We start from the raw sequence: 19,616 nt of genomic DNA on the forward strand, positions 1-19,616 counted from the left end.
GCATCAAACAAGTGAAGAGCCCATCCTGACGGATGGGCTTTTTGCGTTTTTGTCGCCTGAAACTATCAGCAGATGCCTTCAGAAGGCGCGATCATGGCTATATCTCTGCAATAACTATCGGTCCTCGTTAAACCCCGTTAACCACTGCATAATAAAAGCGGCTATTTGCGGGACATCATTTAAATCTAACAATGGAAGCGACGTCTCGACCGGCGTATCGCTGGCTATGGCAATCACATCATCGTCATAAGCTAATTCTTCAATACTATGTCCGCTGTTTTGCCGAAAAAGCAGGATTTTGGGCACAGCTTCATGCTTAAAACCCTCAACCAGGACTAAATCTAACGTTGATGCATCCATTCGGCTAACCAACCATTCCAGATCCAGCGGAGGCTCTTCGGGTGTTTCCGTCATTAATGCCCAACGCTGGGAGCTGGCGACAATCGTCTGAGCCGCTCCGGCTTTACGCAGTTCATAGCTGTCTTTACCGGGCTTATCCACGTCCATATCGTGATGAGTATGTTTAATTAGCCCTGGCCGTAAGCCTTCCGCGCGCAGTGCCGGAATCAGCGACTTCAGTAGGGTGGTTTTACCTGTACCGCTCCAGGCTGCGATGGCTAAAAGCGGGATCATGATGGCACCTGCATACGTTGCAAATCGTCGAGAGTATTGACGTTAATAAATGCTGATTTTACATCGCTAAAATCGACGCTATGACCGCCAATTTTGCGCAGAAATACCATTACCCGTCTTTCTCCTGCCGCCAGATACGTTTCCAGTTCGCCGATCGCCTCGCGATTCACCAGAGCAATGGCCGGATGGTCACGTTCACCATCGTGTACCCAAACGGCTGGAGAGGATTTTCTCTGCTGTGTTAAGCGCGTCGCCAGAAATGATGGGATAAATGGCGTATCACAGGGACAAAACAGAAACCACTCGCCCTCAACCTGATGCATTACGGAAAGCATGCCGGCCAACGGCCCGGGAAAGTCGTTCAGAGAGTCGGTAATAATCGGGTAGCCGCTGCTTCGCCAGCAATCAAGATTGCGGTTAGCGCTAATTACCAGCTTTGTAACCTGCGGCTGCAGCGCATCGGCGACATGACGCCACAGGGCTTTACCTTTCAGCAGCTGTAATCCTTTATCTATTCCTCCCATGCGCGAGCCTCTTCCTCCCGCCAGCACGACGCCGGTTATGACCTTGCCCTGCATATTAATATCGCCTCTTTCATTGTGGGATTGTCCCTGCTAACGTATTCCTATCAAGAGTAAGGAGCATTGCTATGAAATGTAAACGTCTGAATGAAGTCATTGAACTCCTCCAGCCAGCCTGGCAGAAAGAACCCGAGCTGAATTTAATGCAATTTTTGCAAAAACTGGCGAAAGAGGCCGGATACACCGGTGAGTTGAACGATCTCTCCGACGATATTCTGATTTATCATCTGAAGATGCGCGACTCGGCAAAAGAAGCCGTTATTCCCGGAATTCAGAAAGATTATGAAGAAGATTTTAAAACCGCGCTGCTACGCGCTCGCGGCGTGATTAAAGAGTAAAAGGTTGTAAGCGCTGCCGCGGAATCGGCAATGAGATGATATCCTGTATCATTCGTACGATTATCGGATGTCAGGATGCACGATAAGGCTTTCACTTTTCAGACGCTTCACCCGGATACCATCATTGATGGCTTATTTGATCTGGGAATGCGGGTGGACTCCGGTCTCACTCCGCTTAATAGCTATGAGAACCGGGTTTACCAGTTTCAGGACGAAGATCGTCGCCGCTATGTGGTGAAGTTCTATCGTCCTGAGCGCTGGTCCGCCCAGCAGATCCTCGAAGAACATCAGTTTTCCCTCCAGCTCGTGCAGGACGAAGTCCCTGTAGCGGCGCCGTTGTCGTTTAACAACAGTACCCTTCATCAGCATCAGGGATTCTTTTTCGCCGTATTCCCAAGCCTGGGTGGACGTCAGTTTGAGGCGGATAACCTCGATCAGATGGAATGGGTTGGGCGCTACCTTGGCCGTCTGCATCAAACTGGACGCAAACAGCGTTTTGTCGCGCGTCCGGAGATAGGGACGAATGAGTATCTTCTTGAGCCACGCCAGGTCTTTGAGCTTTCCCCGCTGATACCTGCAGGTCTGAAAGAGGCTTTTCTCAGCGCTACCGATAAGCTGATTGATGCGGTAATGGCGCAATGGCACGGACGCGCCAATATTTTACGGTTACACGGTGATTGCCATGCGGGAAACATCCTCTGGCGCGATGGGCCACTGTTTGTTGATTTAGATGATTCACGTAATGGACCTGCTATCCAGGATCTGTGGATGTTGTTGAACGGCGATAAAGCCGAACAACGGATGCAGCTTGAGATGATCATTGAAGCGTATGAAGAGTTCAGCGCTTTCAATACCGATGAAATTGCCCTCATCGAACCTTTACGTGCAATGCGGTTAGTTTATTATCTGGCGTGGTTATTAAGGCGCTGGGAAGATCCCGCTTTTCCTAAAAACTTCCCGTGGTTAACCGGGGAAGATTACTGGCGCGGGCAGACAACAACTTTTCTTGAGCAGGTAAAGGTTCTGCAGGAACCGCCTCTTCAGTTAACGCCAATGTATTAATGTGATATATCCAGGAGAGAATTAATCATGAAAAAAATTTGGCTGGCGCTGGCTGGTATGATTCTGGCTTTCAGTGCATCCGCTGCCCAGATCACCGACGGTAAGCAGTATATTACCCTCGATAAGCCCGTTGCCAGTGAGCCGCAGGTGCTCGAGTTTTTCTCGTTCTACTGCCCGCATTGCTATCAGTTTGAAGAAGTTCTTCATGTATCAGATAACGTGAAGAAAAAGCTGCCTGAAGGCGTCAAAATGACGAAATACCACGTTGAGTTCCTGGGACCGTTAGGAAAGGATCTGACTCAGGCGTGGGCCGTTGCGATGGCGCTGGGCGTGGAAGATAAAATCACCGTGCCGATGTTTGAAGCGGTACAGAAAAATCAGACCGTCCAGACCGTGGCCGATATCCGTAAGGTCTTCGTTGACGCCGGCGTTAAAGGTGAAGATTACGATGCAGCCTGGAACAGCTTCGTGGTGAAATCCCTGGTGGCTCAGCAAGAGAAAGCCGCCGCTGATTTCCAGCTGCAGGGCGTGCCGGCTATGTACGTTAACGGTAAATACCAGCTTAACCCGCAGGGTATGGATACCAGCAACATGGACGCATTTGTTGCCCAGTATGCCGATACCGTTAAGCAGCTCGTTGAGAAGAAATAAAAAATAAACGCCGGTTACTGACCGGCGTTTTTCTTTTCTGCGCCCACAATTATTTCTCCGCCTGCTGCATTATTTCCGTTAGCTGCCGATCTTTCTCTTCCCAAAGCCTGTTTAGCCAGCGCTGAAAGCGTCGCTTAAAGTTTTTGTCATTTACATAATCGCCGTGCAGCTCTTCCGTCACAGGTTCAAGACTGACTCTCACCACAATCCGCGTCAATCGGCCGCTCAGCATGTCATAAAACGGCTTTTGGTTGTTTTCCGGATAGCATAACGTGACGTTCAAAAGCTTATCAAACTGCGAGCCGAGCACGCTTAATGCCATGGCAATACCCGCAGCCTTTGGCGATAACAGATTCTGGTAAGGCGAACGGGTCTGCTGTTGCTTTTCTTCCGTGAAACGAGAGCCTTCGACAAAGTTAACAATCGTTGTTGGATGCGCGCGGAATTTCTCGCAGGAGCGGCGAGTGGTTTCAACATCTTTGCCCCGGCGTTCTGGATGACGGAGTAAATAACCTCGGGAATAGCGGCGCATAAAAGGCATATCCAGCGCCCAGCAGGCCAGCCCAATAAACGGCACCCAGGCGAGCTGTTGCTTGAGGAAATATTTATTCATCGGGATATGTTTGCGAAACAGCACGCAAAGCACCACGATATCTGCCCAGCTATGGTGGTTGCTGATGAGCAGATACCAGTTTTTCTTATTCAGGCCATCCAGGCCCTGTACATCCCATTTAAGCCAGGGATTCAGACGCAGCAGCAGGGCCAGCCCTTCACACCAGCAGTACATCATGAAATTGCAAAAAACGGATATCGAGCGCCAGACCGCAGGAATAGGCACAAGAAGTTTAATCAGCCCGGCGACGATGATTGGCACCGAGCAGATTATGGTGACTATGATAGTCAGGGCGATACTCAGCGGGAGCGTTATCGCGGCGAGTAATCTCGACATAGTTAATTTATTCAGAAAGTTAGGCTGACAAAGAACGCGTTTAAACGGCGCAAGAGGCTGATTTTACCAGAAAATAGCGTAAATAACGGGTCTTACCAGAACAGAAAAATTTTCGGATCTTATATCCACATGGAACATTGAGTCGTCATGGTGTTATTAAAGCAAATTATGCGTGTATAACTTAATGATAAATATGAAATAATTTGTTTATGGATGATTTAATTAACGATTGTTTGGCTGTCGTTATAAAAATATTCACAAAGTTATCCACAGGATAGCCCATAACGCGATCGAAAGGATCGCAGAATCTTTTCGACGAAATGCGGGAAAAATTCAGGATTTAATGCCCGTCTGTGGCATCCTTTACCGATAATCTGATAAACAGGCACGGAAATTATGGTTCAGATCCCAGAAAACCCTCTCATCCTCGTTGACGGCTCCTCTTACCTTTATCGGGCATATCACGCGTTCCCCCCGCTGACGAATAGCGCTGGTGAACCGACAGGCGCAATGTATGGCGTGCTGAATATGCTGCGAAGCCTGATCCTGCAGTATCAACCGACCCACGCTGTCGTCGTGTTTGATGCCAAGGGGAAGACTTTCCGTGATGAACTGTTTGAGCACTATAAATCTCATCGCCCGCCGATGCCGGACGATCTGCGTGCGCAGATCGAGCCGCTGCATGCCATGGTAAAAGCGATGGGCCTGCCGCTAATGGCTGTTCCTGGCGTAGAAGCCGATGATGTCATCGGTACCCTGGCGCGTGAAGCTGAAAAGGTCGGGCGTCCGGTACTGATTAGCACCGGCGATAAAGATATGGCCCAGCTGGTTACGCCGGGTATTACGCTGATTAACACCATGACCAACACTATCCTTGGCCCCGATGAAGTGGTGACGAAATACGGCGTACCACCGGAGCTGATCATCGATTTTCTGGCCCTGATGGGAGATTCATCGGACAATATTCCAGGCGTACCTGGCGTGGGAGAAAAGACAGCGCAGGCGTTACTGCAGGGGCTGGGTGGCCTTGATACGTTATACGCTGAGCCTGAAAAAATCGCTGGGCTGACCTTCCGCGGCGCAAAAACGATGGCCGCAAAGCTGGAACAGAATAAAGAGGTGGCGTACCTCTCTTATCAGCTGGCGACGATCAAAACGGACGTTGAGCTGGAGCTGGGCTGTGAAGATTTGCTGGTTGCGCAACCCGTCGCTGATGAACTGCTCACGCTGTTTAAAAAATATGAATTCAAACGCTGGATCACCGATGTAGAGTCCGGCAAGTGGATGCAGGCAAAAGGCGCTAAGCCTGCGGCAAAGGCGGTTGTAGCGGTGGCTGACGTGGCCGATGCGGAGGAGGAAACCGCGACGGCGCTCTCTTCTGAAAATTATGTCACGATCCTTGATGAAGAAACGTTGTTGACCTGGGTTGAGAGCCTGAAGAAAGCGCCGCTTTTTGCCTTTGATACCGAAACTGACAGCCTCGATAACGTATCCGCCAATATGGTCGGCTTATCCTTCGCCATTGAGCCTGGCGTTGCGGCCTATGTACCGGTTGCCCATGATTATCTGGATGCACCGGATCAGATCCCGCGCGACCGTGTCCTTGAGCTGCTGAAACCGCTACTGGAAGATGACAAGGTTCTGAAGGTTGGGCAAAACCTCAAATATGACCGCGGTATCCTGGCTAACTACGGCATTGAACTGCGCGGTATTGCCTTTGATACCATGCTGGAATCCTACATTCTTGACAGCGTGGCGGGCCGCCATGATATGGATAGCCTCTCCGATCGCTGGCTGAAGCACAAAACCATTACCTTTGAAGAGATTGCGGGTAAAGGTAAAAACCAGCTCACCTTCAATCAGATCGCGCTGGAAGAAGCGGGCCGCTACGCGGCGGAAGATGCCGATGTCACGCTGCAGCTGCACCTCAAAATGTGGCCTGAACTTCAGCAAAATGAAGGCCCGCTGAAGGTCTTTAAAAATATTGAAATGCCGCTGGTGCCGGTGCTATCCCGCGTAGAGCGTAACGGGGTGAAGATTGATCCGGCCGTGCTGCATGCGCATTCTCAGGAGATAGCCAAGCGCCTGATTGAACTGGAGAAGAAGGCGTATGATATCGCGGGTGAGGAGTTTAACCTCTCTTCGCCGAAGCAGCTGCAAACCATCCTGTTTGAAAAACAAGGTATTAAGCCGCTGAAGAAAACCCCGGGCGGCGCGCCGTCTACCTCGGAAGAGGTGCTGGAAGAGCTGGCGCTGGACTATCCGCTGCCGAAAGTCATCCTCGAGTATCGTGGTCTGGCAAAACTCAAATCCACCTATACCGATAAGCTGCCGCTGATGATCAGCCCGAAAACGGGCCGGGTTCACACCTCTTATCACCAGGCGGTTACGGCAACGGGACGTTTGTCGTCTACAGACCCGAACCTGCAGAACATTCCGGTGCGCAACGAAGAAGGGCGGCGTATCCGTCAGGCGTTTATTGCTCCGGAAGATTATCTCATTGTCTCTGCTGACTACTCGCAAATTGAACTGCGCATCATGGCGCATCTTTCCCGCGACAAGGGCCTGCTGACCGCGTTTGCGGAAGGGAAGGATATCCACCGCGCGACGGCGGCAGAGGTCTTTGGTTTGCCGCTGGAGAGCGTCAGCAGCGAACAGCGCCGCAGCGCGAAGGCGATCAACTTCGGCCTGATTTACGGCATGAGCGCATTCGGCCTTGCGCGCCAGCTCAATATTCCACGCAAAGAAGCGCAAAAGTATATGGATCTCTACTTTGAGCGCTATCCGGGCGTGCTGGAGTATATGGAGCGCACCCGCACCCAGGCCAAAGAGCAGGGGTATGTTGAAACGCTTGATGGCCGTCGTCTCTACCTGCCGGACATCAAATCCAGCAACGGCGCGCGCCGCGCCGGTGCCGAGCGTGCGGCGATCAATGCGCCGATGCAGGGAACCGCTGCCGACATTATTAAGCGCGCGATGATCGCCGTAGATAGCTGGTTATTAAGCGAAAAACCGCGCGTGCGGATGATTATGCAGGTACACGATGAACTGGTCTTTGAAGTGCATAAAGACGACCTTGAGGCGGTTGCGAAAAAGATCCACGAACTGATGGAAAGCAGCACGACGCTGGCGGTTCCGCTGCTGGTGGAAGTGGGTAGTGGAGAAAACTGGGATCAAGCGCACTAAGTATTCGGTAAGGAAGGTCATTTCTTGTAAGTGAGTAACATAACTTATCGCATTTTGTGATGATCATTTGAATTTGCTATGTAAAGAGTGAAAAAAAACTACAAAAAATGCTTTATCCGTAACCGAAAGAAGAGTAGAGTTAAAGACGTAGGGTACAGAGGTAAGATGTTCTATCTTTCAGACCTTTTACTTCACGTAATCGGATTTGGCTGAATATTTTAGCCGCCCCGGTCATTTATGACCGGGGCGTTTTTTATTGCGCGAAAGAAAATTTTTTGCGTATCGATGCTGATGAGGCGGGCTACCCGGATAGAGCCACACGCGCCGCTATCCGGAGAAGTTAGCGAGATTATTCGCCTTCTTCAGAGGCTTCCTGAGGAGGGATATCGTTATACCAGCTATCCAGCTTCTGCCGTAGTTTATCCACGCCCTGCTTCTTCAGGGAAGAAAACGCTTCGACCTGCACATCTCCGTTAAAGGCGGTGACCGCTTCACGAACCATGGCGATCTGCGCTTTTCGCGCGCCGCTGGCCAGCTTATCGGCTTTGGTTAGCAGCACCAGTACCGGGATATCGCTTTCCACCGCCCATTGGATCATCTGCTGATCGAGATCTTTAAGCGGATGACGAATATCCATCAACACAACCAGTCCTTTCAGACAGAGGCGTTTCTCCAGATATTCACCCAGCGCGCGCTGCCACTTGATTTTCATCTCTTCCGGAACCTGGGCATATCCATAGCCCGGCAGGTCGACCAGGCGCTTGCCTTCAGCGACTTCAAACAGGTTAATAAGCTGCGTACGGCCTGGCGTCTTCGAAGTACGCGCGAGGCTTTTCTGGTTAGTCAGCGTGTTCAGCGCGCTGGATTTCCCGGCGTTAGAGCGGCCAGCAAAGGCCACTTCAATACCGGTATCGGCAGGAAGATGGCGGATATCTGGCGCGCTAGTGACAAAATGCGTCAGTTGATAATTCCAGTTGGTCAAGACGGTCGTCTCCGTTAAATCAGGCTTTGACGGGGATTATACCTGAACAACAGAAAAAGGCTGTTTTTACCGCACCTCATCGCTGTAAGTTAAAACCACAGTCTTTGTGAGACATTGGCTATTGGTTATATGAGAAATTCATGAGAAAAGTCTGATTAAAAATAATACAAAGTTATATAAATCATTGCGTTAAAATGAAAGAAAATTCTGAAACTCGTTTTTTTTCTGTACAGTCGGTTGTAGGTTTCCCGCAAACCAGTAAAGTAGCGGTCAAGGGCGAGGATGCTAACAGGATTATGACTCAGGATGAGGAGTCAGGAAGCGCCAGGAGGCGAGGACTACGGATTGTCAGGATGACAAACGTCTGGAGACGTTTTAAAAGGAAATGGATGTAACAGGGATCGTTGGTAGCTAAAGGAAAGACAGGGTGTGTCGTTAGCTAACATGGAAAGTAGAAGCCCATTAAGGGTTGTCAGTGCGGAAAAAGGCGACAGAGTAATCTGTCGCCTTTTTTCTTTGCTTGCTTTCTGCTAGATTCCGCCTCAATTCTATACTGAAGAAAACGGCCTGAAGATTACACAACATGAAAAAACCGACATCCGTACCTCGCGGCAAAAAAAATCGCAAAACGCGTGAAGAATTGAACCAGGAAGCCCGCGAGCGCAAGCATCAGAAGAAGCATCGTGGCCACGCGGCAGGAAGTCGTGCGACCGGCGGCGACACCGCTTCAGCAGGTAAAAAACAAGGTCAGCAGCAAGATCCCCGAATTGGCAGTAAAAAACCAATCCCGCTGGGCGTAACTGAGAATGCTCCGGCGATTAAGCAGCATAAACCAAAGAGCGAGAAACCTATGCTTTCACCGCAGGCTGAGCTGGATTTGCTGGAGAACGATGAGCGCCTGGACGCGCTGCTGGAACGTCTGGAAGAGGGCGGTACCCTGAATGCTGAAGAGCAAGCCTGGGTTGACGCTAAGCTGGATCGTATTGATGAGCTGATGCAGCAGTTGGGCCTCTCATACGATGATGACGAAGATGAAGAAGAGGAAGAGCGCAAAGAAGATATGATGCGCCTGCTGAAGGGTGGAAACTAACGTTTGCACCCCATCGGATTCCCGGTCCTGCTTATAACCCTTCTGGTTATATGTTATCTGCTGTGGTTATTCGTTAAACTACGACGGTTGTCGCGGCGTCAGAAATGGCTGCGCAACCGGCTCATTACCCGAGGTGCGGTTGGGCCGGGGCGGCGTACCCGCCGACGGTACCATCGGAAGGAGTGAGCATGTCTGTGCAGTTAATCGACTGGGATCTGGCCCTGATCCAGAAATATAACTATTCCGGGCCGCGTTATACTTCGTATCCCACCGCGCTGGAGTTTTCTCCAGAATTTGGCGCCGCTGAATTTGATGCGGCGGTAGCCCGCTATCCGCAGCGTCCCCTCTCGCTGTACGTGCATATCCCGTTTTGCCATAAACTCTGCTATTTCTGCGGCTGCAACAAAATCGTCACCCGTCAGCAGCATAAGGCCGACCAGTATCTGGATGTGCTTGAGCAGGAGATTATTCATCGCGCGCCGCTTTTTGCTGGCCGCAAAGTTAATCAGCTGCACTGGGGCGGCGGTACGCCAACCTATTTAAACAAGGCGCAAATTAGTCGTCTGATGGGGCTGCTGCGTACCCATTTCAATTTTAACGCGGATGCAGAGATCTCCATTGAGGTTGATCCGCGCGAAATCGAACTCGATGTCCTGGATCATTTACGCCTCGAAGGCTTTAATCGCCTGAGTATGGGCGTGCAGGACTTCAACAAAGAAGTGCAGCGCCTGGTGAACCGCGAGCAGGATGAAGCGTTTATCTTCGCGCTACTCAACCACGCGCGCGATATCGGCTTTACCTCTACCAATATCGACCTGATTTACGGTCTGCCGAAGCAAACGCCGCAGAGCTTCGCGTATACGCTACAGAAAGTGGCGGAGCTCAACCCCGATCGTCTGAGCGTATTCAACTATGCGCATCTGCCAACGCTCTTTGCTGCGCAGCGCAAAATCAAAGACGCCGATCTGCCTTCTGCAGAACAGAAGCTGGACATTCTTCAGGAGACGATTGTTTCGCTGACGGCCGCGGGATATCAGTTTATCGGCATGGACCACTTTGCCCGTCCGGATGATGAGCTGGCGATAGCCCAGCGTGAAGGTATCCTGCATCGTAACTTCCAGGGGTATACCACCCAGGGAGACACCGATCTGCTGGGGATGGGCGTCTCGGCGATCAGCATGATTGGCGATTGCTATGCGCAGAACCAGAAAGAGCTGAAGCAGTATTATCAGCAGGTTGATGAAACCGGAACGGCGCTGTGGCGCGGTATTGCGTTGACGCGCGATGACTGCATTCGTCGCGACGTGATTAAGGCGCTAATTTGTCACTTCCGTCTCGACTTCGCTGCGGTAGAAGCGCAGTGGGATCTTACCTTCGATAGCTACTTTGCCGACGATATGAAATTGCTGGCACCGCTGGCCAAAGATGGGCTGGTGGAGGTGGATGAGAAGGGCATTCAGGTGACGCCGAAAGGCCGGCTGCTGATACGCAATATCTGCATGTGTTTTGATACGTATCTGCGCCAGAAAGCGCGGATGCAGCAGTTTTCCCGCGTGATATAAAGCATACCCCCACTCCAGGAAGGAGCGGGGGTATTATCAGCTAAACAGCCCAACCATCGCCGCGCACAGAACGGCAGCTACCGCCGTCTGCGGCGTATGACCCGCTGCAACACCGCTCGATATAATATTAATAAATGATTCAAGCATGATTTCTCCCCCGTCTTTCCGGGCAAGATCATACTCAACGCATGGCAACAGTAAAGTACAAAATAGCAGCAGTTTGCGCTGGATGACTATTTTTTACTCGCCGCCGCGCTGCTACTCCATTCCCAGCTCTTTTAGCTTACGCGTCAGGGTATTACGACCCCAGCCCAGCAGGCGAGCCGCCTCTTGTTTATGCCCCTGCGTGTGGCGTAACGCGGTGGTCAGCAGCGTGCGCTCCATCTCCGGCTGCGCTTCCGAGAGCAGGTTTTGATGACCGGAACGCAAAGCGCGATCGGCCCATTGCCCCAGCAGCGTGGCCCAGCTATCCGGCAGCATTTGCGTCGGGTTATCCGGTATCGCCGTTTCAAACAGCTCGCTGGGAAGATCCTGCGTCAGAACCTCCTGACCTGCGGCCATTACCGTCAGCCAGCGACAGGTGTTTTCCAGCTGACGTACGTTGCCCGGCCATGCCAGTCGGGTTAACGCCATCTCCGTCTCCGGATGCAGCTGTTTGGCCTCGACGCCCAGCTCACGGGCGGCGATTTGCAGGAAATGTCTCGCCAGTCGCGGGATATCTTCCCGACGCTCGCGCAGCGGCGGCAGATGGACGCGAATCACGTTCAGGCGGTGGAATAAATCCTCGCGGAATTTTCCTTCCTGGACGCGCAGCTCAAGGTTCTGGTGGGTGGCGGCAATAATGCGTACATCCACCTTCACCGGCGCATAGCCCCCCACGCGATAAAACTGGCCATCGGCCAGTACGCGCAGCAGACGTGTCTGTACGTCCAGCGGCATATCGCCGATCTCGTCGAGGAACAGCGTGCCGCCGTCTGCCTGCTCGAATCGCCCCTGGCGCACGGTATTGGCGCCGGTAAAGGCCCCTTTCTCGTGGCCAAACAGTTCTGACTCAATCAGATCTTTCGGAATGGCCGCCATATTTAGCGCGATAAACGGCGCCTTGGCGCGCGGGCTGTGGCGGTGGAGAGCGTGGGCAACCAGCTCTTTACCGGTACCGGACTCGCCGTTGATCAGTACGCTGATTGATGAACGCGACAGGCGGCCGATAATGCGGAAGACGTCCTGCATGGCCGGCGCTTCGCCGATGATATCGGCCGTTGGGCTATTAATCGGCGCATTACGCGGCTGCTGCTGTTCCTGGTAATGGCTAATGGCACGATCAACCAGCGCCACCGCTTCATCGATATCAAACGGTTTTGGCAGATAATCAAAGGCGCCCTGCTGATAGGCGCTGACCGCCGCGTCAAGATCCGAATGCGCCGTCATTATTATGACCGGGAGCATTGGATGGCGCTGTTTAATTTGCTTTAGCAGCGCCAGTCCGTCCATTCCCGGCATGCGGATATCAGACAGCAGCACATCCGGGGTTTTGGTCGTGAGGGCATCAAGCACCTCGTTGCCGCTTTCAAACGTCGTACAACTTAAGCCTGCCCCGGTGAGCGCGCGTTCAAGCACCCAACGGATGGAGCTATCGTCGTCAACGATCCATGCTATCCCTCGTTGCATAAACACCTCTACTTCCGAATAGGCAGGTACACCGAGAATTCGGTATGCCCTGGCCAACTGGTAAATTCAATTTTGCCGGAGTGCTGATCGATAAGGCTGCGGGCGATAGACAGCCCGAGCCCGGTGCCGCCTTCGCGCCCGCTCACCATCGGATAAAACAGCGTATCCTGTAAGTGAGACGGTATTCCCGGACCGTTATCTTCAACGTCGATACGCGCAGCGAGGCGGTAGCGCACGCCGTGCAGGGTTAACTGAAAGGCCGTACGGGTGCGCAGAGTGATTTCGCCGCCCTCCGGTCCCAGAGCCTGCAGCGCATTACGGACGATATTCAGCAGCACCTGTTCAATTTGGTCCGGGTCGTGCGGCAGTTCTGGCAGGCTGGGGTCATAGTCGCGAACCAGCTTGACGTTATCCGGCAGCTCCATCGACACAAGCTTTACCACCCGCTCAGCGACCTTGTGGATGCTTTCTGTTACGTGCATTCCGGGATGCTGTGGTCCCAGCAGACGGTCAACCAGATTTCTTAACCGATCGGCCTGTTCAATAATGACTTTGGTATATTCCATTAGCGCAGGATCGGGCAGCGCTTTGCTCAGCAGCTGTGCCGCGCCGCGCAGACCGCCCAGCGGATTTTTAATCTCGTGGGCCAGGCCACGCACTAAGTCGCGAGCGGCAATCTGCTGTGCGTGCTGTAGCTGCTCCTGGCTCAGACGGCGCTGATTATCCATCGGCGCCATTTCCAGCAGGATATAGCCTTCAGGCAGGCGTTGCGCCGTCAGGGAAAGGATGTGCGAGCGGCCATCAATGACCAGCGTCACTTCGTTATCGGTAAACCCTTGACCCGCAGCGAGGCTCTCCTGCATGAGGCCGATATTCAGCGAGAAATAGCTCAACAGCTCCGGCAGCGGCGTGCCGAATAATTTACGCGAACTTTGCGCCAGCAGCTGCTGCGCCGCCGGGTTCGCGTAATGCACCGCCAGGTCGTCATCGACCAGTAAGATACTGTTGATTAAAGAGTTAAGGATCTGCCCAGCATCGGGCAGTGTGCCTGTTGCCATTCGACAGTCTCCTGAAAATGAGTGCACTATTTTAGTGCAGTATAGCTTTTTATGTATAAAAAGCTCATGAGATCAGCGTGTTGGTGGAGAAAAAAGCCCATCCTGAGATGGGCTGAAAGTTTCCACGGCAACAAAACATCCTTGGTATCCCACGCCACAACACGGAATACCGCGGATTTACAGCAAAATTAGACGCTGTAGTACAGCTCGAACTCAACCGGGTGCGGAGTCATACGTACGCGGTCGTTTTCTTCAATACGCAGGGCGATGTAAGCATCGATAGCGTCGTTGGTGAATACGCCACCGGCGGTCAGGAATTCACGGTCTGCGTCCAGCGCGTTCAGTGCTTCTTCCAGAGAACCTGCAACCTGTGGGATCTCTTTCGCTTCTTCCGGCGGCAGATCGTACAGGTTTTTATCCATGGCTTCGCCCGGATGGATTTTGTTCTTGATACCGTCAAGGCCAGCCATCAGCAGCGCAGCGAAGCACAGGTACGGGTTAGCCGCCGGGTCCGGGAAGCGAACTTCGATACGGCGCGCTTTCGGAGAGGTGACAACCGGAATACGGATAGACGCGGAACGGTTACGGGCAGAGTAAGCCAGCATAACCGGCGCTTCGTAACCCGGGACCAGACGCTTGTAGGAGTTGGTGGTCGGGTTAGCCAGGGCATTAATCGCTTTAGCGTGTTTGATAACGCCGCCGATGTAGTACAGCGCTTGTTCAGACAGGCCTGCGTATTTGTCGCCAGAGAACAGGTTTACGCCGTTCTTGGAGAGGGACATGTGGCAGTGCATACCGGAACCGTTATCGCCAAACATCGGTTTTGGCATGAAGGTCGCGGTTTTGCCGAAACGGTGTGCGACGTTGTGCACAACGTATTTGTAAATCTGAATTTCGTCCGCTTTTTTGGTCATGGTGTTAAAGCGGGTAGCGATTTCGTTCTGACCCGCAGTCGCCACTTCGTGGTGGTGAGCTTCAACAACCAGGCCCATCTCTTCCATGATCATACACATGGTGGAGCGGATATCCTGAGAGGAGTCTACCGGCGGAACCGGGAAGTAACCGCCTTTCACGCCCGGACGGTGGCCTTTGTTGCCGCCTTCGTATTTGGTGGAGGAGTTCCATGCGCCTTCGATATCATCGATAGCAACGTGGGAACCGGAGATGGACGCACCAAAACGGATGTCGTCGAACAGGAAGAATTCTGGTTCTGGCCCGAACAGTACGGTGTCAGCCAGGCCGGTAGAGCGCAGATACTCTTCAGCGCGCTTAGCAATGGAGCGCGGGTCACGGTCATAGCCTTGCAGCGTGCCGGGTTCCAGGATGTCGCAGCGGATGATCAGCGTCGGTTCTTCATAGAACGGATCGATCAGCGCGGTAGTTGCATCCGGCATCAGGACCATGTCGGATTCGTTAATACCTTTCCAGCCGCCAATCGAGGAGCCATCAAACATTTTGCCTTCTTCGAAGAATTCGGCATTTACCTGATGAGAAGGAATAGTAACGTGCTGTTCTTTACCTTTGGTATCGGTGAAGCGCAGATCGACAAACTTCACTTCATGCTCGTTCAGCATCGTCAAAACGTGTTCAGCGGACATACTTAAACTCTCCCGGATTGGTCATTGTCGTCGTGGAAACGAAAACTTTTTAACTACGAAAAGTGGCGTTGTTGCCTTAAAAAATATAAAGCGAAATCTGTGCCAACTTTTAAATTGCCCCCAAAAGGCGTTATCATGCACATCATCGTGCAAAAGGGCTGCACCAAAATGAATGCATTGCACCAATATAGTGCATTTGTGTGAACATTGGGCACTTATTTGGTGCAATTGACCTTTAATAACCCTTTTAACGCTCCGTGAAAGCGATCACAAAGAATCTCTGCAATACTTGTTTGCGGAGGATGTTTGTGATCCTGTTTTGTACTGCGATTAATCCGTGTACAATAACGCGCTATTTCTAATGCCTGAGGCAAAGTTGTGATCGAAAATTTGCGTAATATCGCCATCATCGCGCACGTTGACCATGGTAAAACTACCCTGGTTGATAAGCTGCTACAGCAATCCGGTACGTTCGACGCGCGTGCCGAAACTCAAGAGCGAGTGATGGACTCCAACGATTTGGAGAAAGAGCGCGGGATTACCATCCTGGCTAAAAACACCGCTATCAAATGGAATGACTACCGTATCAACATCGTTGATACCCCAGGGCACGCCGACTTCGGTGGTGAAGTTGAACGTGTCATGTCCATGGTTGATTCCGTTCTGTTGGTCGTTGATGCAATGGATGGTCCGATGCCGCAAACGCGCTTCGTGACCAAAAAAGCCTTTGCTCATGGCCTGAAGCCAATTGTTGTTATCAACAAAGTTGACCGTCCGGGCGCGCGTCCTGACTGGGTTGTCGATCAGGTATTCGACCTGTTCGTTAACCTCGACGCTACCGACGAGCAGCTGGACTTCCCTATCGTTTACGCTTCTGCGCTGAACGGTATCGCGGGTCTGGATCACGAAGATATGGCTGAAGACATGACGCCGCTGTATCAAACCATCGTCGATCGCGTACCGGCGCCGAACGTTGACCTTGATGGCCCGCTGCAGATGCAAATCTCCCAGCTGGACTACAACAACTACGTTGGCGTCATCGGCATCGGCCGCATCAAGCGCGGTAAAGTGAAGCCGAACCAGCAGGTCACTATCATTGATAGCGAAGGCAAAACCCGTAACGGTAAAGTCGGTAAAGTTCTGACCCATCTGGGCCTTGAGCGTATCGAGAGCGACGTCGCAGAAGCTGGCGATATTATCGCGATCACCGGTCTGGGCGAACTGAACATCTCTGACACCATCTGCGATACGCAGAATGTTGAAGCGCTGCCGGCGCTGTCCGTTGATGAGCCGACCGTCTCTATGTTCTTCTGCGTTAACACCTCGCCGTTCTGTGGTAAAGAAGGTAAGTACGTTACCTCTCGTCAGATCCTTGACCGCCTGAACAAAGAGCTGGTACATAACGTCGCGCTGCGCGTTGAAGAAACGCCGGATGCAGACGCATTCCGCGTTTCTGGCCGTGGTGAACTGCACCTGTCCGTTCTTATCGAGAACATGCGTCGTGAAGGTTTCGAAATGGCGGTTTCCCGTCCGAAAGTTATCTTCCGCGAAATCGATGGCCGTAAGCAAGAGCCGTTCGAAAACGTCACGCTGGACGTTGAAGAGCAGCACCAGGGTTCTGTGATGCAGGCGCTGGGTGAGCGTAAAGGCGATCTGAAAAACATGAATCCAGATGGCAAAGGCCGCGTACGTCTCGACTACGTGATCCCAAGCCGTGGTCTGATCGGCTTCCGTTCAGAATTCATGACCATGACCTCCGGTACCGGTCTGCTGTACTCCACCTTCAGCCACTACGACGACGTTCGTGCGGGTGATGTGGGTCAGCGTCAGAACGGTGTTCTGATCTCCAACGGCCAGGGTAAAGCGGTTGCGTTCGCACTGTTCAGCCTGCAGGATCGCGGTAAGCTGTTCCTGGGCCACGGCGCAGAAGTTTACGAAGGCCAGATTATCGGTATTCACAGTCGTTCTAACGACCTGACGGTAAACTGCCTGACCGGTAAGAAACTGACCAACATGCGTGCGTCCGGTACTGACGAAGCAACGGTTCTGGTTCCGCCGGTTAAGATGACCCTGGAGCAGGCTCTGGAGTTCATCGATGACGACGAACTGGTAGAAGTCACCCCGACTTCTGTCCGTATCCGTAAACGTCACCTGACCGAGAACGACCGTAAACGCGCGATGCGCGGTGCGAAAGAAGATTAATTAACGCTTCTTTCTGCTATCTGAACCCTGCCTCAATGGCAGGGTTTCTTTTTTGTACAAAGCCCTGCCGCCCGTAGTCAAACTCCCCCTTTCCCGCTACAGTTAATTTTCCACGGTGCAAAAGGAGAGGACCATGCTCTATATCTTTGATTTAGGTAATGTGATTGTCGATATTGACTTCAACCGGGTGCTCGGGACGTGGAGTGATTTAACGCGCATTCCCCTTGCGACGCTGCAGCAGCATTTCACCATGGGCGAAGCGTTCCACCAGCATGAGCGCGGTGAAATCAGCGACGAAGATTTTGCGGCGGCGATGTGCCATGAAATGAACATGTCGCTAAGCTACGAGCAGTTCTCCCACGGCTGGCAGGCGGTTTTCGTTGCCCTGCGCCCGGAGGTTATCGCGATTATGCAAAAATTACGCGAGCAGGGGCATCGCGTTGTGGTTCTGTCCAACACGAACCGTTTGCATACGACTTTCTGGCCGGATGAGTACCCTGAGATACGCGCCGTTGCTGATCATATCTATCTTTCTCAAGAGATGGGGATGCGTAAACCGGAAGCGCGGATCTATCAGAGCGTCCTCGACGCTGAAGGTTTCGCCGCTGACGATACGGTCTTCTTCGATGATAACGCGGACAATATCGCCGGGGCTAACCAGCTGGGCATAACCAGTATTCTGGTGACCGGGAAGGAAACCATCCCCAACTACTTTGCTAAACAGCTATGCTAAAAACCGTTCATCAAAAAACAACGCGCCATCTGCGGCCGCTGGTCGCCTGGCTAAAGCTGTTATGGCGGCGTATTGATGAAGATAATATGACGACCCTGGCAGGCAATCTTGCCTACGTGTCGTTACTCTCCCTTGTGCCGCTGATTGCCGTCGTGTTCGCGCTGTTCGCGGCATTTCCGATGTTTTCTGATGTCAGTATTCAGATTCGCCACTTTATTTTCGCCAATTTCATTCCGGCAACCGGAGATGTCATTCAGGGCTATATTGAGCAGTTTGTCGCCAACTCCAGCCGGATGACCGCCGTGGGCGCTTTCGGCCTGATTGTGACATCGCTGCTGCTGATGTATTCGATTGATAGCGCGTTGAACACCATCTGGCGCAGTACCCGAACCCGGCCCAAAACCTACTCCTTTGCGGTTTATTGGATGATCCTTACCCTGGGGCCGCTGCTGGCGGGGGCCAGCCTGGCGATCAGCTCCTATCTCCTGTCGTTACGCTGGGCCAGCGACCTGAATAGCGTGATTGACGATGTGCTGCGTATTTTTCCGCTTATTTTATCCTGGGTGGCATTCTGGCTGCTTTACAGCATTGTGCCGACGGCCGAGGTGCGTAACCGCGATGCGATAATCGGTTCCCTGGTCGCGGCGCTGCTCTTTGAGGCGGGTAAGAAAGCTTTTGCTTTATATATCACCGCTTTCCCGTCATATCAGCTGATTTATGGCGTGCTTGCCGTGGTGCCTATTTTGTTTGTCTGGGTGTACTGGACGTGGTGTATCGTCTTGCTTGGCGCTGAAATTACTGTCACTCTCGGTGAATACCGCAAACTGAAAAAAGAAGAAACAGAACAATCATGATTGCATTAATTCAACGCGTATCCCGAGCTAGCGTTACCGTGGAGGGTGAAGTGACGGGCGAAATCGGCCCCGGGCTTCTGGTGCTGTTAGGCGTCGAGAGAGACGATGATGAGCAAAAGGCGAACCGCCTGTGCGAGCGCGTGCTGGGATACCGTATTTTTAGCGATGCTGAAGGCAAAATGAATCTGAACGTGCAGCAGGCTGGCGGCAGCGTGCTGGTGGTTTCGCAGTTTACGCTGGCAGCCGATACCGAACGCGGGATGCGTCCTGGTTTTTCGAAAGGGGCTGCACCGGATAAAGCGGAAGCGCTGTACGAGTATTTCGTTGAGCGCTGCCGCCAGCAGCAAATGAATACGCAGACCGGGAGATTTGCTGCCGATATGCAGGTTTCTCTGGTGAATGATGGTCCCGTGACCTTTTGGTTGCAGGTATGAGCCAGCTTCCGGGCAGGCTGCGGGTAACAAAAGAG

Annotated in this window: 18 protein-coding genes; 10 read left to right on the top strand and 8 right to left on the bottom strand. The window is 52.4% G+C overall.

Annotated features, from left to right (window positions below; translation table 11 throughout):
* Positions 1-114 precede the first annotated feature (114 nt).
* Complete coding sequence (gene mobB, locus ABLU96_RS12930; RefSeq protein ID WP_032751769.1) at positions 115-633, bottom strand: molybdopterin-guanine dinucleotide biosynthesis protein MobB; 519 nt, start codon at positions 631-633, stop codon at positions 115-117.
* The gene (mobA, locus tag ABLU96_RS12935; protein ID WP_049084533.1) at positions 630-1,211 is read right to left on the bottom strand and encodes a molybdenum cofactor guanylyltransferase MobA; all 582 of its coding nucleotides are present in this window, start codon (positions 1,209-1,211) and stop codon (positions 630-632) included. Before mobA ends, mobB begins: the two co-directional genes overlap by 4 nt.
* A gap of 71 nt (positions 1,212-1,282) precedes the next feature.
* Here mobA and ABLU96_RS12940 point away from each other — a divergent pair, with 71 nt between their 5' ends.
* The 3 genes from ABLU96_RS12940 (at position 1,283) to dsbA (ending at position 3,265) form a co-directional block, all read left to right on the top strand.
* Positions 1,283-1,552, top strand: coding sequence for a YihD family protein (locus ABLU96_RS12940; protein WP_004855810.1), 270 nt, complete (start codon positions 1,283-1,285; stop codon positions 1,550-1,552).
* A gap of 75 nt (positions 1,553-1,627) precedes the next feature.
* A complete protein-coding gene (locus ABLU96_RS12945) occupies positions 1,628-2,614 on the top strand; it encodes a serine/threonine protein kinase (protein WP_032719411.1) in 987 nt (328 codons plus the stop codon).
* A 27-nt stretch (positions 2,615-2,641) separates the two neighbouring features.
* On the top strand, positions 2,642-3,265 hold the full coding sequence (gene dsbA / locus ABLU96_RS12950) for a thiol:disulfide interchange protein DsbA (protein WP_048263210.1): 624 nt from the start codon (positions 2,642-2,644) through the stop codon (positions 3,263-3,265).
* 49 nt (positions 3,266-3,314) lie between these two features.
* Here dsbA and ABLU96_RS12955 read toward each other — a convergent pair whose 3' ends face one another.
* A complete protein-coding gene (locus tag ABLU96_RS12955; RefSeq protein ID WP_048263212.1) occupies positions 3,315-4,214 on the bottom strand; it encodes an acyltransferase in 900 nt (299 codons plus the stop codon).
* Between the two features lie 396 nt (positions 4,215-4,610).
* Here ABLU96_RS12955 and polA point away from each other — a divergent pair, with 396 nt between their 5' ends.
* The gene (polA, locus tag ABLU96_RS12960; RefSeq protein ID WP_048263214.1) at positions 4,611-7,400 is read left to right on the top strand and encodes a DNA polymerase I; all 2,790 of its coding nucleotides are present in this window, start codon (positions 4,611-4,613) and stop codon (positions 7,398-7,400) included.
* Between the two features lie 349 nt (positions 7,401-7,749).
* Here polA and yihA read toward each other — a convergent pair whose 3' ends face one another.
* Positions 7,750-8,382, bottom strand: coding sequence for a ribosome biogenesis GTP-binding protein YihA/YsxC (yihA, locus tag ABLU96_RS12965; RefSeq protein ID WP_025106524.1), 633 nt, complete (start codon positions 8,380-8,382; stop codon positions 7,750-7,752).
* 583 nt (positions 8,383-8,965) lie between these two features.
* Between yihA and yihI the strand changes: the two genes are divergently transcribed.
* Both yihI and hemN read left to right on the top strand, forming a co-directional pair.
* Positions 8,966-9,472, top strand: a complete 507-nt coding sequence (gene yihI / locus ABLU96_RS12970) for a Der GTPase-activating protein YihI (RefSeq protein ID WP_014227367.1) — start codon at positions 8,966-8,968, stop codon at positions 9,470-9,472.
* 188 nt (positions 9,473-9,660) lie between these two features.
* Complete coding sequence (gene hemN / locus ABLU96_RS12975; protein WP_064358695.1) at positions 9,661-11,034, top strand: oxygen-independent coproporphyrinogen III oxidase; 1,374 nt, start codon at positions 9,661-9,663, stop codon at positions 11,032-11,034.
* A 36-nt stretch (positions 11,035-11,070) separates the two neighbouring features.
* Here hemN and ABLU96_RS12980 read toward each other — a convergent pair whose 3' ends face one another.
* From ABLU96_RS12980 to glnA, 4 genes are all read right to left on the bottom strand, one after another.
* Entirely contained in the window at positions 11,071-11,181 is a 111-nt protein-coding gene (locus ABLU96_RS12980; protein WP_004855828.1) for a YshB family small membrane protein, read from the bottom strand.
* Positions 11,182-11,292: 111 nt separating this feature from the next.
* On the bottom strand, positions 11,293-12,702 hold the full coding sequence (gene glnG, locus ABLU96_RS12985; protein ID WP_004107350.1) for a nitrogen regulation protein NR(I): 1,410 nt from the start codon (positions 12,700-12,702) through the stop codon (positions 11,293-11,295).
* An 8-nt stretch (positions 12,703-12,710) separates the two neighbouring features.
* Complete coding sequence (glnL, locus tag ABLU96_RS12990; protein WP_004127098.1) at positions 12,711-13,760, bottom strand: nitrogen regulation protein NR(II); 1,050 nt, start codon at positions 13,758-13,760, stop codon at positions 12,711-12,713.
* A gap of 188 nt (positions 13,761-13,948) precedes the next feature.
* Entirely contained in the window at positions 13,949-15,358 is a 1,410-nt protein-coding gene (gene glnA / locus ABLU96_RS12995) for a glutamate--ammonia ligase (RefSeq protein ID WP_004127100.1), read from the bottom strand.
* Positions 15,359-15,736: 378 nt separating this feature from the next.
* Here glnA and typA point away from each other — a divergent pair, with 378 nt between their 5' ends.
* The 4 genes from typA to dtd all read left to right on the top strand — a co-directional run bounded on the left by typA (position 15,737) and on the right by dtd (position 19,581).
* Positions 15,737-17,560 (top strand): ribosome-dependent GTPase TypA, encoded by a 1,824-nt coding sequence (gene typA, locus ABLU96_RS13000; protein ID WP_004127103.1) that lies wholly within the window; start codon positions 15,737-15,739, stop codon positions 17,558-17,560.
* A gap of 133 nt (positions 17,561-17,693) precedes the next feature.
* Positions 17,694-18,293: a glucose-1-phosphatase gene (yihX, locus tag ABLU96_RS13005; RefSeq protein ID WP_004127106.1), complete on the top strand. Its 600-nt coding sequence runs from the start codon at positions 17,694-17,696 to the stop codon at positions 18,291-18,293.
* Complete coding sequence (locus ABLU96_RS13010) at positions 18,287-19,147, top strand: virulence factor BrkB family protein (protein ID WP_004127107.1); 861 nt, start codon at positions 18,287-18,289, stop codon at positions 19,145-19,147. The genes yihX and ABLU96_RS13010 overlap by 7 nt, the downstream gene beginning before the upstream one ends.
* Positions 19,144-19,581 carry a D-aminoacyl-tRNA deacylase gene (gene dtd / locus ABLU96_RS13015; protein ID WP_014227372.1) on the top strand — a complete coding sequence of 146 codons (438 nt, stop codon included), beginning with the start codon at positions 19,144-19,146 and terminating at the stop codon, positions 19,579-19,581. Before ABLU96_RS13010 ends, dtd begins: the two co-directional genes overlap by 4 nt.
* Positions 19,582-19,616 lie beyond the last annotated feature (35 nt).

The sequence above is a fragment of the Klebsiella sp. CN_Kp106 genome (genome assembly GCF_040064575.1).
In the GTDB taxonomy this organism is placed as follows: Bacteria; Pseudomonadota; Gammaproteobacteria; order Enterobacterales; family Enterobacteriaceae; genus Klebsiella; species Klebsiella michiganensis.

Coding starts and splice junctions, on each gene's coding strand:
- mobB (WP_032751769.1), bottom strand. CDS start 633: ATGATCCCGCTTTTAGCCATCGCAGCCTGGAGCGGTACAGGTAAAACC.
- mobA (WP_049084533.1), bottom strand. CDS start 1,211: ATGCAGGGCAAGGTCATAACCGGCGTCGTGCTGGCGGGAGGAAGAGGC.
- ABLU96_RS12940 (WP_004855810.1), top strand. CDS start 1,283: ATGAAATGTAAACGTCTGAATGAAGTCATTGAACTCCTCCAGCCAGCC.
- ABLU96_RS12945 (WP_032719411.1), top strand. CDS start 1,628: ATGCACGATAAGGCTTTCACTTTTCAGACGCTTCACCCGGATACCATC.
- dsbA (WP_048263210.1), top strand. CDS start 2,642: ATGAAAAAAATTTGGCTGGCGCTGGCTGGTATGATTCTGGCTTTCAGT.
- ABLU96_RS12955 (WP_048263212.1), bottom strand. CDS start 4,214: ATGTCGAGATTACTCGCCGCGATAACGCTCCCGCTGAGTATCGCCCTG.
- polA (WP_048263214.1), top strand. CDS start 4,611: ATGGTTCAGATCCCAGAAAACCCTCTCATCCTCGTTGACGGCTCCTCT.
- yihI (WP_014227367.1), top strand. CDS start 8,966: ATGAAAAAACCGACATCCGTACCTCGCGGCAAAAAAAATCGCAAAACG.
- hemN (WP_064358695.1), top strand. CDS start 9,661: ATGTCTGTGCAGTTAATCGACTGGGATCTGGCCCTGATCCAGAAATAT.
- ABLU96_RS12980 (WP_004855828.1), bottom strand. CDS start 11,181: ATGCTTGAATCATTTATTAATATTATATCGAGCGGTGTTGCAGCGGGT.
- glnG (WP_004107350.1), bottom strand. CDS start 12,702: ATGCAACGAGGGATAGCATGGATCGTTGACGACGATAGCTCCATCCGT.
- glnL (WP_004127098.1), bottom strand. CDS start 13,760: ATGGCAACAGGCACACTGCCCGATGCTGGGCAGATCCTTAACTCTTTA.
- glnA (WP_004127100.1), bottom strand. CDS start 15,358: ATGTCCGCTGAACACGTTTTGACGATGCTGAACGAGCATGAAGTGAAG.
- yihX (WP_004127106.1), top strand. CDS start 17,694: ATGCTCTATATCTTTGATTTAGGTAATGTGATTGTCGATATTGACTTC.
- ABLU96_RS13010 (WP_004127107.1), top strand. CDS start 18,287: ATGCTAAAAACCGTTCATCAAAAAACAACGCGCCATCTGCGGCCGCTG.
- dtd (WP_014227372.1), top strand. CDS start 19,144: ATGATTGCATTAATTCAACGCGTATCCCGAGCTAGCGTTACCGTGGAG.